Genomic DNA, 11,383 nt, shown 5'->3' with positions numbered 1-11,383 from the left:
GACGATAACCTCCTCGCGTTCCTGGAAGGGCTCTGATTATGCCGAACAGCTGCATGGCCGATGCCGGGCTATCCGCCCTCCAGCGGAGGCCATGCGGCATAATCCGGATCGCGGCATTATGGGTCTTATGCCGATATCGGCATAACGGCCACTGGACCGGCCACACCAGCCGGCTGAACCGCGACCAGGCGTGCAGCTTCGGCTCGGAGGCCTATGCAAGGGAAGAGCTCGTCGCCGAGATGGCGGCGGCGTTCACCTGCGCCTCGCTCGGTATCGTGCCGACGGTTCGCCATTCGGACTATATCGCCTCCTGGCTCGATGTGCTGCGCGGCGACGCGCGCGCGATCTTCCGCGCCGCGAGCGCAGCGAGCAGGGCGGCCGACTATCTCCTCGCCTTTGCGGGAGAGGAGCGGTGAGGGGCCGCATCATTACCGAAGCGGAGCGGCGGGTGCTGCGCCGCTACGAGCGTGCGGTGCTGCGCATGTCCCCGAAGCAACGGGCGGTGTTCCTCGCCCACATAGTCGATGGGCTGAGTTACCGGCAGATCGCGGACGAACTGGGCCTCAGCCCGACCGAGGTCGAGTGTCATCTCTGGCTGGCGCTTGCCGTGCTCGATGAAGAGCTCGGGAGAAAGCCCCGATATTGGTGGCAGTTCTGGAAGGCGTGAGGGGAGGGGGTCTTGCCAAGCAGGGCCGACCCCGACAGGGTGAGGAACACCATGCGAACCGATCTCGATCATCTCCCGGCGGCGAAACAGCGCGAGCTTGAGCGCGTGAAGGCGATCATCTTCGAAGAATTCGAAGATGCGCTGGCGCTCGCGACGCAGGGCTGGAAAAAGAAGGGACGGATCGAGAAGATCATCCTTTATGGCAGCTACGCGCGCGGTGGCTGGGTCGACGAACCCCATACCGCGAAGGGCTATCGCTCGGACTTCGACCTTCTGATCATCGTCAACGACAAGCGCCTCACCGAGAAGGTCGACTACTGGCTGAAGCTCGACGATCGGCTCACCCGCGAGCTTGCGATCGACAAGACGCTCAAAACCCCGGTCAACTTCATCGTCCACACGCTGCAGGAGGTGAACGACGGGCTCGCGCACGGGCGCTATTTCTTCATGGACGTCGCGAAAGACGGTATCGCGCTCTACAGCTTCGACGACAAGGAACTCCACACCCCGAAGCCGAAGACGCCCGATGAGGCGCTCGCCATGGCGACGGAGTATTTTGAGGAGTGGTTTCCGGCGGCAATGGGGCGGGACAAGCTTGCGCGATATGCAGTGCAAGAGGGTTTGCTGAAACATGCTGCATTTGAATATCATCAGACAGCAGAGACCCTTTACCACTGCGTCCTTCTGGTCTGCACCTTCTACACGCCTCACGTCCACAACCTGGGGTTCCTGCGCACGCAGGCCGAGCGCCTCGACATGCGGCTCGTCGACGCCTGGCCGCGCGAGAGCCGGCGCGATCGCGCGCGGTTCGAGAAGCTCAAGGACGCCTATGTAAAGGCGCGCTACTCGAAGCATTACCGGATCAGCGAGGAAGAGCTTCACTGGCTGGGTGAGCGCGTCGAGGAACTGGGCCGCGCCGTGCAGGCGGTTTGTTCGGAGCGGATTGCTGAGCTGCAGGGCAAGGCTCACTAGAGCAGGGCCTGCCGGAATGGCCGCATATCCGCTATGCCGGTCCTTTCACTCAATCTGACCTAGGACTGGCGCTGGAACGCCTCTGCGCAAGCAGTCTGACATCCTGTGCGCGTGCGCGCGGCAGGATCAGTATGTCATCGCCCTCAACGACGACAACGAGATCGGAGAGACCAACGAGCGATACGCGTTTTCCTGGCGAGGACCGGACGTAATTGCTCCGGGCGTCAAAGCTCACGACATCCCCGGACAATACGTTGTCGTCCTCGTCCTTGCTGCCAAGCTCATAGAGTGCTGCCCAGCCCCCGACATCTGACCAGCCGGGATCAACGGGCACGACAACGACGTTGCCGGCGCCTTCCATCACGGCATAATCGATCGAATTCGAGGGGCTGTTCAGGAATGATGCCTCGTCAGGATGCACGATCAACGCGTCGAAGGTGGCATCCGAAATGGCATGGACGCATGCCGAGTGGATGGCCGGTTGCTGGCGCGCAAGCTCCGCAAGATAACGGTCCGTGCGCATCAGGAAGATGCCCGCGTTCCAGTAATGGCCGCCTTCTTCCAGCATGGCTTCCGCCGCGGCGCGTTCGGGCTTCTCGACGAAGCGATTGACGGCAAAGACACCGTGATGGCCGCCAAGTTCGCTGCCCGCGGCGATGTAGCCATAACCGGTTTCGGGGTGGGATGGATCGATGCCGAACGTCGCGAGCGCGCCATCCTGTACCGCGGGCAGGGCGAGTTCGACGGCCGACATAAAGGCCGTCACGTTGGTCATAACGTGATCCGCCGGCATCACGAGGATCACGGTTTCCGGCTCCAGCAGGGCGGCGGCAAGAGCAATCGCCGGCGCCGTATTCCGGGCAGCGGGCTCGACGATAATTTTCGCGTCGGTAACATTGGCGGCGGCAAGATCTGCGGCGACAAGGTCGACATTCGCAACGCCGCACACAATGATGGGAGGCGCGAACCGGCGACGATCCGCCACGCGATCGATCGTTTGCCGGAACATGCTCACATCGCCCGCAAGCGCGTGGAACTGCTTCGGACAATCATCGGTCGACACCGGCCAGAGCCGGGTTCCCGAGCCGCCGGACAGGATGACGGGGACGATCATTGCGGCGCCCCCGCCGTGCCCGGTGCTTTGGGCCAGCACAGCAGAGCACGGGCGTCAGCCGCCAGAGCAATGCGATCGCTGCCGTCCAGGACCACGCACTCGCCCAGCGCAACGACTTCGCCCGATACGCTGCAACCGTTCGAAAGCGGCACTAGCATGGCACGCTCCGCTTCCTGCGGTGCGAATTTATCCATCTCGGCCCCTGCAAGGTGCAAAAGGCGGAAATGCGGGCCATCGACGAGCAAGCGGGTTTCATCTTCTTTGACGTAGGTGTCGCGCGCGTCGTGGTGCGGCGCCAAGGTCGCGACGGCGAGCCCGTCGTCGAGATGAAGCTCCCGGTCGCGGCCGTAATCATAGAGACGATAGGTCAGGTCGAGATTCTGCTGCACCTCGACGAGGACCAGACCCGGGCCAATTGCATGGATGGTGCCCGCAGGGTTGTAGATAAAATCTCCGGCCGAGGCGGCGCGCCAGTCGATACGCTCCTCGATCGAGCCGTCGCAAGCCGCGCCGCGCAGCGTGCGCGTATCCACCGCCTCGGTCAGGCCGACCCCGATCTCGCCGCCGTCTTCGGCGTCGACGACCAGCCAGCATTCGTCCTTGCCGCGCGCATGGCCACGCGCTCGCGCCGCTTCGTCGTCGGGGTGGACCTGGATCGACAGCCGCTGCGAGGTGAACAGGAACTTCACCCGCAGCGGCGCAGAGGCTCCCGCCGGATCTTCGAACCAGATCTCGCCGATGCGGCGCCCGCCGAACTCGCCAAAAGCCGGGGGGATATCGGTCCTGCCCCACGGCTTTTCGACAATACGGGTTTCCAGCCTGATCATGGTCGCTCCAGCGTGAGTCGTTTTGCCGGGCAAGTCAAACCGGATCGGACGGTCAGGCGACCAGCCGCGTACCCTGTATGGCATGCAGCTGCTGCTGATCGGGCCACAGGCCGCGCGTGTCGTATACGATCATGTCGCGGCGCTCTTCGAGCGGGATCGATTTGAACAGTTCATGATCGACGAGAACGATCAGGATATCGCAGGACGACAAAGCACTGTCGAGATCGAGCAGTTCGGCGCCGGTGCCCTCGAATTCTGGTGGCAGGCTGCGCGCGAACGGCTCGACGATGCGTATCTGTTCGCCGAAGCGCCGGGCGAGCGCCGCGGCGACCTCGACCGCGGGACTTTCGCGGAAATCGTCGATATTGGGTTTGAAGGCGAGGCCCAGACAGGCGACGCGCGCTTCGGGGTGCCGCGACACCAGCATTTCCGCGGCGCCGATCACGTGCGCGGTCTTGGCGAGATTGACCTCACGCGCGGTTCGGATCAGCCGGCTTTGCCCGGGCGCGCCATGAACGAGGAACCACGGATCGACCGCGATGCAGTGGCCGCCGACGCCGGGCCCCGGCTGGAGGATGTTGACGCGCGGGTGACGGTTGGCGAGGCGGATGACCTCCCAGACGTCGACGCCCATTGTCTCAGCCATCATCGACAGCTCGTTGGCAAAGGCGATGTTGACGTCACGGTAGCTGTTCTCGACCAGCTTCACCATTTCGGCGGCGCGGGCCGAGGTGGTGACGCAGGCGCCCCGCACGAACTGGCGATAGAAGGTCATCGCGCGGCGCGCACAGCGCGGCGTGATGCCGCCGATGCAGCGGTCGTTGTCGACGAGCTCGACAAGGATCCGGCCTGGCAGCACGCGTTCGGGGCAATAGGCGATGAAGATGTCGGCCGCGCCGTCGCATGCGCCCGGCACCTTGAGGTCGGGGCGCAACTCGGCGATCAGGGCAGCGACCTTTTCCGTCGTGCCGACCGGCGAGGTCGATTCCAGGATAACCAGGTTGCCGCGTTCGAGCGCCGGCGCGATCGTCCGGGCGGCCGAAAGAACGTGGCTGATGTCGGGGCGATGCTCATCGTCGTGCGGGGTCGGCACGGCGATGACGAACGTGTCGGCGGGGGCGACCTCAAGCGATGCAGTGAGCGCGCCGCGCGAGACGACGCCCTGCACGAGCCCGTCGAGGTCCACTTCCTCGATATGCACCTTGCCGTTGTTGACGGTGTCGACGACCTTCCGGCTGACATCGACGCCGGTGACCCGGCACCCGGAGCGCGCGATGAGTGCTGCCGTCGGCAGTCCGATATAGCCGAGCCCGAGGACGGTGACCTTTTGTTCGGCGTCAATGGGCACGTGCAACAATCTCCGCTATCTGCTTCGCCGCCGTTCCGTCGCCGAAAGGATTGTGGGCGCGGGCCATCGCGGCATAGGCGCTCTCATCGTCCAAAAGGCTGAATATTTCGGTAACGATTCGCGCCTTGTCGGTACCTACGAGCCGCGCGGTGCCCGCGGCAATCCCTTCGGGACGTTCGGTCGTTTCACGCATCACGAGCACCGGCTTGCCGAGTGATGGCGCCTCCTCCTGGACCCCGCCGCTATCCGTGAGAACGATGTCGCTGAGCGATAGAAGGCGAACGAAGTGCGGATAGTCGAGCGGGTCGATCAGCGCCACATTGGCAAGACCGCCGAGAATCGGCTCCATTGCGCTTCTGACGTGTGGGTTGGGATGCACCGGAAAAATCACCGCAACATCGGGCCGCGCCGCGATCGCGGCTATCGCTTCGGCAATCGCCTTCATGCCATCGCCGAAGTTTTCGCGGCGGTGCGAGGTCACAGCGACGATGCGCCTGCCCGAAAAGCGCGTTGCGAGCGGATCGAGCCCGGCGGCGAGGGCAGGATCTTCGGCGATCCGTCCTTGCGTTGCGAGCAGGGCGTCGATCACGGTGTTGCCCGTAATATGAATGGCGTCGCCCGCGACATTCTCCGCCCGCAGCGCGGCCGCGGCGGTCTCGGTCGGCGCGAAATGCAGGTCGGCGACCGCGCCCGTAACCTTGCGGTTCACCTCCTCCGGCCAGGGGTGATAGATGTTGCCGCTGCGCAGCCCGGCCTCGACATGGCCGACCGGGATCTTGCGGAAATAGGCCGCGAGCGTCGCGGCCATCGTCGTCAGCGTATCGCCGTGAACGAGGATGCGATCGGGACGCTCGGCGTCGAACGTCGCGCCAAGGCCTGTGACGAGCCGCGCGAGCAAGGCATCAAGACTCTGGTTTGCCTGCATGACGTCAAGGTCGATGTCTGGGGCGATCCGGGCAATCCGGAGCACCTGGTCGAGCATCTCGCGATGCTGTGCCGTCACGCAAACTCTGACCTCGACGCCCGGTTGGTCGCGCAGGGCATGAACGACCGGAAACATCTTGATCGCTTCGGGCCGCGTGCCGAAAACCGTCATAACCTTCATTCAATACATCTCCACCGGGCGGCCAATGGCATCGCGCGTAACTGGCTGCCGGGTAACAGGAAAGTCTTGCGACGCACTTAAGCGGCGACCTCGGGGCCGCAAAAAAGGCGCGTGGGTCCGTGTCGCCCTTGCAACGATGCCACCGTCCAAGGCGTATTGCCACCAGCAGGGCGGATGGCTAGGGGGATGGCAAGGTTGCGCCCCATCGGCCATGGACGCCGGAAAATCGACGATCAAGCGACGGCAGCATAATGATTTCCCTCTCCAATTTCTGGAAACGCAAAGCCAGGTCCCCGGCTCCCGCCGCTTCGCACTTCGCTGTGCCCGAGGGGCGGCGCGTCTATGCGATCGGCGACATCCACGGGCGCGACGACCTGTTCGCGCAGATGATCGACCGGATCAGGGCCGATAATGCGGGGCGGACGCCCGCGCAGGTGACGCTTGTTTTGCTCGGCGATCTGGTCGACCGCGGGGCCCAGTCGGCCGCGGTGGTCGAACGCGCAATGAACCTGCGGGCCGAGTTCCCTGACACGCGGCTGCTGATCGGGAACCACGAGGAATGTTTCCTGGCGGCGCTGACCGGCGACGTGCGGCGGGTGCGTTACTTCATGCGGATCGGCGGCGATGCGACGATACGCAGCTACTGGCAAGACGACAAGAGCTTCGCCACCGCCACCTTCGAGGATGTTGCCGCGCGCTTGCCGAGTATCGTCCCGGCAGAGCATGTCAATTATCTCGGCATGGGCGAGGATGTCGTCGAGATCGGCGACTATGTTTTCGTCCATGCCGGAATCCGGCCTGGCGTCCCGATCGAGAAGCAGTCGCTGTCGGACCTGCGCTGGATTCGCGATGAATTTCTGGGCGACCCCAGCGACCACGGCAAGATGATCGTGCACGGCCACAGCATTACGAGCGAACCCGATGAGCAGCCGAACCGTATCGGCATCGACGTCGGGGCATTTCGCAGCGGAACGCTCGCCGCATTGGGGCTTGAGGGGGACCGGCGCTGGTTCCTCTTTTCGAACGAACAGGCCATCGAAAACGCAGCCTGAGACATATTCTGGGGGAGCATCGACAATGCCAGGGACCGAATGAACGCCGGTCCTTCCGTCAATCGGCTGTCGCACATGCGTGCCGGCCTGATTTTCATCGTGGGAGTATTTGACGCGTGAGCAGCAAGGTTTTCATCACCGGCACGGCGGGATTCATCGGCTATCACCTGGCGCAGTTGCTGCTGGACGAGGGGTTCGAGGTCGTCGGCTATGACGGGATGACCGACTATTACGACCCGCAACTGAAGCGTCGCCGGCACCAGAATCTTTTGCAGAACGCCCGTTTCCGGGCGGTGGAGGCTATGCTCGAAGATCGGCAGGCGTTCGATGCCGCGGTCGATGCGTTCGAACCCGATGTGATCGTACATCTTGCCGGTCAGGCTGGCGTTCGGTACTCGCTCGAAGATCCCGGCTCTTATGTCCAGAGCAATATCGTCGGTACCTTTCACGTCCTGGAAGCCGCCAAACGCCATGCCGTGAAGCATCTGCTGATCGCCTCGACCTCCTCGGTTTACGGAGCAAACGAGACGATGCCGTTCCGCGAGACCGATAAAGCCGATTTGCAGGTTTCCTTTTACGCCGCGACCAAAAAGGCCACCGAAGCGATGGCGCACAGCCATGCTCATCTGTGGGATATCCCGACGACGATGTTCCGCTTCTTCACGGTATACGGGCCGTGGGGGCGCCCCGACATGGCGCTCTTCAAATTCGTGAGTGCGATCCTCGAAGGGCGGCCGATCGATATCTACAACGGCGGCGAGCTGTCGCGCGATTTTACGCATGTCGGCGATCTGGTGCGGGCGATCCGCCTGCTCATCGATGCGGTACCGGAGCGGCCGCAGTCGGCGGACGCGATCGAGGAAGGGGATAGCCTTTCGCCGGTCGCGCCCTATCGCGTCGTCAACATTGGCGGCGGCCAGCCCGTGAAGCTGATGGATTTCGTCGAAGCGGTCGAAAAGGCTGTCGGAAAGCCCGCCACGCGCAACATGCTGCCGATGCAGCCGGGCGACGTTGTGGCAACCTGGGCCGATGCCACGTTGTTGGAGCTTTTGACGGGCTTCAAGCCAAGCATTTCGATCAACGAAGGCGTCGCGGAATTTGTCGCCTGGTATCGCGACTACTACCGTATCTGACATACGGACTGGCTGCGCAGGCTCCTGCCGCCGCAATTCGGTCTCCGGCCGTCTCAAAATGGCGGTGCTTGTCCGGTTTGTCGCGCAAGCGGCGGATTCGGATGGGATCGAAGGGTGCTTATTGGCGGGTAACGGCGGCAAACCATCATTTGTTGCATTGCCCGGGGTGGATGATAAGAGCGGTCGAATAGGGATGGAGAATCGATTTTGTTAAGGAAATCAGCCGCCTTGGCGGCCGGCCTCATGATTTCGGGCTGCGCGAGCACCAATCTGCCTCAAGGTCCTGAAGCCTATGAGATAATTCCCGCTCCGTCGAGTCAGGCGCCGATGAGCGAATATCGTATCGGCCCCCTGGATGTCCTCAAGATCACCGTCTTTCAGGAACCCGATCTGTCGCTCGAAGAGGTGCCGGTGGATGCCAGCGGCAATATCCTGTTCCCGCTGATCGGCCAGGTTTCGGTGACGGGCAAGACCAGCACCGAGCTTTCGAGCCTGATCGGCGAGCGCCTTGGCGAACGCTATCTCGTCGATCCGCAGGTCTCGACGATCGTCTCCTCTTCGGCGACGCAGAACGTCACAGTGGAAGGCGCGGTCAAAAAGCCGGGCGTCTTCCCGCTGCAGGGGCCGACCACGCTTCTCCAGGCGATGGCGATGGCCGAAGGGCCGACACAAACGGCGAAGCTGGGCGAGATCATCGTTTTCCGCCGCAAGCAGGACGGCGTCTACGCGGCGCAGTTCAACCTCGACGACATTCGCAAGGGTCGTGCGGACAATCCGGAAATTCTCGGTAGCGATATCGTCGTCGTCGGCAACAGCTTTGCAAAGCAGCTGTTCCGCGACTTCATGCAGCTTTCGCCGCTTCTCGCGACGGTATTCGTCCGGCTCGACGGCAATTGATCAATATTCTGAACTGGAACGTGTCGAACTATGGATAGTGCCCCCAACCGGATCGCGGCTGGTAACGCAAATGGTCGTATCGCGTCGAGCGACGAGGCCGATTACGGTTCGGACGATGCCGTTTTCACGCTGAATTTTGCTGCCATCTGGGCCGCCATCTATCGGTCGCGGTACTGGATCGCCGGGATCGTCGTCGGGTGCCTGCTCGTGGGCATCGTGGTGACGCTGTTGTCGACGCCGATTTACCGCGCGGAATCGACCGTCCAGATCGACCAGGAAGCCGCCAAGGTGCTGGGGACCGAGGACACGAATGCGACCGCCGCCATCCAGGATTCGGACCGTTTCCTGAAGACGCAGCTCGACGTGATCCGCAGCCGCTCGCTCGCGCAGATGGTGGGCGAGGATCTGAGGCTGTTCAACAATCCGCAGTTTCTTGAAACGATGCACGTCGACCCCGACCAGGCATCCTCGACCAACCTGCCGCCCGAGGAGGCGCAACGCGAGCTCGTGATGCAGGTGCTCGATGAAAATCTCACGGTATCGCTGCCGATCGACTCGCGCATCGCAACGGTGGCGTTCGACAGTCCCGACCCCGCGCTTGCGGCGCGCATTTCCAACAGTTTTGCGCAGAATTTCATTCGCAATAATCTGCAGCGAAAGTTCGACACCTCGTCCTATGCGCGCGATTTTCTGAAGCAGCAGCTCGACGAGGCCGCGATCCGGCTCGCCGATTCGGAGCGCGAAGCGCTCGACTATGCGCGGCGGACGCGGATCATCGACGCCAGCAACGCGGCATCGGTCGACGGAAGCCAGGCGGCGAATCCCAAGTCGCTTGTCACCGCGACCTTGGTCCGGCTCAACCAGGATTATGCAACCGCGGTCGCGCGGCGGATCGAAGCGCAGGAAAAGTGGGAGACCGCGCGCGGTCAGCAGCTGATGACGTTGCCGGAAGTGCTGAACAACGTCGCGATCCAGCAGCTGCTCCAGCAGCGCGCACTGGTTCAGGCGCAGTACGAACTGGAACTGCAACGCCGCAAGGAAGAATTCCCGACGGTCAAGCAGGCAAAGGCCCGTCTCGACGAATTGAACCGCCAGGTCGAGGCGATCGCGTCGAGCGTCCGCGAAACGCTGCGCGGCGACTACCGGACGGCGCTTGCGCAAGAGCAGGCGCTGGAATCGCAGATTACCGAACTCAAGAACGAGACGCTGAACGAGCAAGGCGAGTCGGTGCAGCTGGGCATTCTCCAGCGCAAGACCAACAACGATCGCCAGCTCTATGACCTGTTGCTCAGCCGCTACAACGAATTGAATGCCGAAGCCGGTGTTCAGGCGAACAATCTGTCGATCGTCGACCGCGCGGAAACGCCGGTGGAGCCGATCAAACCGAGCATTCCGTTCAACATGGCGCTGTCGCTGCTCGCCGGTTTGATGCTGGCCGGGTTGTTCGTCTTCGGCCGCGAACAGCTGTTCAACACGATCCGTACCCCCGACGACATCGGCCGCAAGCTGGGTCTGCCGTCGCTGGGCGCCATCCCGAAGCTGCAGGACGACAGCCCGGTCGAAGAGCAGATCCTCGATCCCAAGTCGCTGGTCGCCGAAACCTTCTCGAGCCTTCGCTCGTCGCTGATGCTCGTAACCTCGCACGGCTTGCCGCGCAGCCTGATGTTCACCAGCGCGAGGCAGGGGGAGGGCAAATCCTCGTCCTGTTTCGCGACCGCGGTGGCGTTGAGCCGGATCGGCAAGAAAGTCCTCGTCATCGACCTCGACTTGCGGCGACCCAATCAGCACAACAAGTTCGGGCTGAAGAACGGCGCCGGCATGTCCGACCTGCTTTCGCACAACAAGACCGCGGCGGAGGTTGTGCAGCCGACGGAAATCGACGGGGTGTTCTTCATCCCCAGCGGCGGCATTCCGCCCAATCCGACCGAATTGCTCGCCGGCGAAGCGGCGCGCAAGGTGCTGGCCGATCTGGAAGCGCAATATGACGTGATGCTGATCGACAGCCCGCCGACCCTGGGGCTGGCCGATGCGGTGGAGATCGCGTCGATGGCGGAGGCGAGTATCTTCGTGATCGAAGCGGCGCAGAGTCAGGCCGGACATTCGAAGGCCGCGATCCAGCGCCTGGCTCAAGGCGGCGCCCATGTCATCGGCGCGCTGCTGACGAAGTTCGACGTCAAGGAATCGGGATATGGTTATGAATATGCCTATCAATATTCCTATGAATACCGGTAAGCAACGCATCGCTTCGCAGTGCAGAGCCAGGTGAGA

Annotated in this window: 10 protein-coding genes and 1 pseudogene; 7 read left to right on the top strand and 4 right to left on the bottom strand. The window is 62.9% G+C overall.

Annotation, left to right across the window (positions count from 1 at the left end; genetic code table 11):
• Positions 1-143 precede the first annotated feature (143 nt).
• The 3 genes and pseudogenes from AC58D2_RS11660 to AC58D2_RS11650 form a co-directional block, all read left to right on the top strand.
• Positions 144-416, top strand: a pseudogene (locus tag AC58D2_RS11660) (zincin-like metallopeptidase domain-containing protein); the annotation flags it as partial.
• On the top strand, positions 413-667 hold the full coding sequence (locus AC58D2_RS11655) for an RNA polymerase sigma factor (RefSeq protein WP_497390443.1): 255 nt from the start codon (positions 413-415) through the stop codon (positions 665-667). The pseudogene AC58D2_RS11660 and the gene AC58D2_RS11655, both read left to right, overlap by 4 nt.
• A 51-nt stretch (positions 668-718) precedes the next feature.
• Positions 719-1,639, top strand: a complete 921-nt coding sequence (locus tag AC58D2_RS11650) for a HEPN domain-containing protein (RefSeq protein WP_497390441.1) — start codon at positions 719-721, stop codon at positions 1,637-1,639.
• Positions 1,640-1,688: 49 nt separating this feature from the next.
• Here the strand turns inward: AC58D2_RS11650 and AC58D2_RS11645 are convergent, their stop codons facing one another.
• The 4 genes from AC58D2_RS11645 to wecB are packed head-to-tail and all read right to left on the bottom strand — an operon-like array spanning position 1,689 to position 6,033.
• Positions 1,689-2,753, bottom strand: coding sequence for a mannose-1-phosphate guanylyltransferase/mannose-6-phosphate isomerase (locus AC58D2_RS11645; RefSeq protein ID WP_497390440.1), 1,065 nt, complete (start codon positions 2,751-2,753; stop codon positions 1,689-1,691).
• Positions 2,750-3,580: a class I mannose-6-phosphate isomerase gene (locus tag AC58D2_RS11640; protein ID WP_497390439.1), complete on the bottom strand. Its 831-nt coding sequence runs from the start codon at positions 3,578-3,580 to the stop codon at positions 2,750-2,752. The genes AC58D2_RS11645 and AC58D2_RS11640 overlap by 4 nt, the downstream gene beginning before the upstream one ends.
• Before the next feature lie 52 nt (positions 3,581-3,632).
• Positions 3,633-4,928: a UDP-N-acetyl-D-mannosamine dehydrogenase gene (wecC, locus tag AC58D2_RS11635; RefSeq protein ID WP_497390455.1), complete on the bottom strand. Its 1,296-nt coding sequence runs from the start codon at positions 4,926-4,928 to the stop codon at positions 3,633-3,635.
• Positions 4,918-6,033 (bottom strand): non-hydrolyzing UDP-N-acetylglucosamine 2-epimerase, encoded by a 1,116-nt coding sequence (wecB, locus tag AC58D2_RS11630; protein WP_497390438.1) that lies wholly within the window; start codon positions 6,031-6,033, stop codon positions 4,918-4,920. Before wecB ends, wecC begins: the two co-directional genes overlap by 11 nt.
• 320 nt (positions 6,034-6,353) lie before the next feature.
• Between wecB and AC58D2_RS11625 the strand changes: the two genes are divergently transcribed.
• The 4 genes from AC58D2_RS11625 (at position 6,354) to AC58D2_RS11610 (ending at position 11,347) form a co-directional block, all read left to right on the top strand.
• The gene (locus AC58D2_RS11625) at positions 6,354-7,085 is read left to right on the top strand and encodes a metallophosphoesterase (protein ID WP_497390436.1); all 732 of its coding nucleotides are present in this window, start codon (positions 6,354-6,356) and stop codon (positions 7,083-7,085) included.
• Positions 7,086-7,201: 116 nt separating this feature from the next.
• Complete coding sequence (locus AC58D2_RS11620; protein WP_497390434.1) at positions 7,202-8,218, top strand: SDR family NAD(P)-dependent oxidoreductase; 1,017 nt, start codon at positions 7,202-7,204, stop codon at positions 8,216-8,218.
• A gap of 327 nt (positions 8,219-8,545) precedes the next feature.
• Positions 8,546-9,115, top strand: coding sequence for a polysaccharide biosynthesis/export family protein (locus tag AC58D2_RS11615; protein ID WP_497390432.1), 570 nt, complete (start codon positions 8,546-8,548; stop codon positions 9,113-9,115).
• Positions 9,116-9,145: 30 nt separating this feature from the next.
• On the top strand, positions 9,146-11,347 hold the full coding sequence (locus AC58D2_RS11610; protein ID WP_497390430.1) for a GumC family protein: 2,202 nt from the start codon (positions 9,146-9,148) through the stop codon (positions 11,345-11,347).
• The last annotated feature ends 36 nt before the right edge of the window (positions 11,348-11,383 follow it).

It is taken from the genome of Sphingopyxis sp. CR5 (assembly GCF_059693785.1).
The sequence above is the reverse complement of the archived record's forward strand: the minus strand, read 5'-3'. Positions and strand labels throughout refer to the sequence as shown.

What these genes read in the sequence shown, in the direction of transcription:
- AC58D2_RS11610 (WP_497390430.1), top strand. Translation starts at nt 9,146, where the DNA reads ATGGATAGTGCCCCCAACCGGATCGCGGCTGGTAACGCAAATGGTCGT.
- AC58D2_RS11650 (WP_497390441.1), top strand. Translation starts at nt 719, where the DNA reads ATGCGAACCGATCTCGATCATCTCCCGGCGGCGAAACAGCGCGAGCTT.
- wecB (WP_497390438.1), bottom strand. Translation starts at nt 6,033, where the DNA reads ATGAAGGTTATGACGGTTTTCGGCACGCGGCCCGAAGCGATCAAGATG.
- AC58D2_RS11645 (WP_497390440.1), bottom strand. Translation starts at nt 2,753, where the DNA reads ATGATCGTCCCCGTCATCCTGTCCGGCGGCTCGGGAACCCGGCTCTGG.
- AC58D2_RS11640 (WP_497390439.1), bottom strand. Translation starts at nt 3,580, where the DNA reads ATGATCAGGCTGGAAACCCGTATTGTCGAAAAGCCGTGGGGCAGGACC.
- AC58D2_RS11615 (WP_497390432.1), top strand. Translation starts at nt 8,546, where the DNA reads ATGAGCGAATATCGTATCGGCCCCCTGGATGTCCTCAAGATCACCGTC.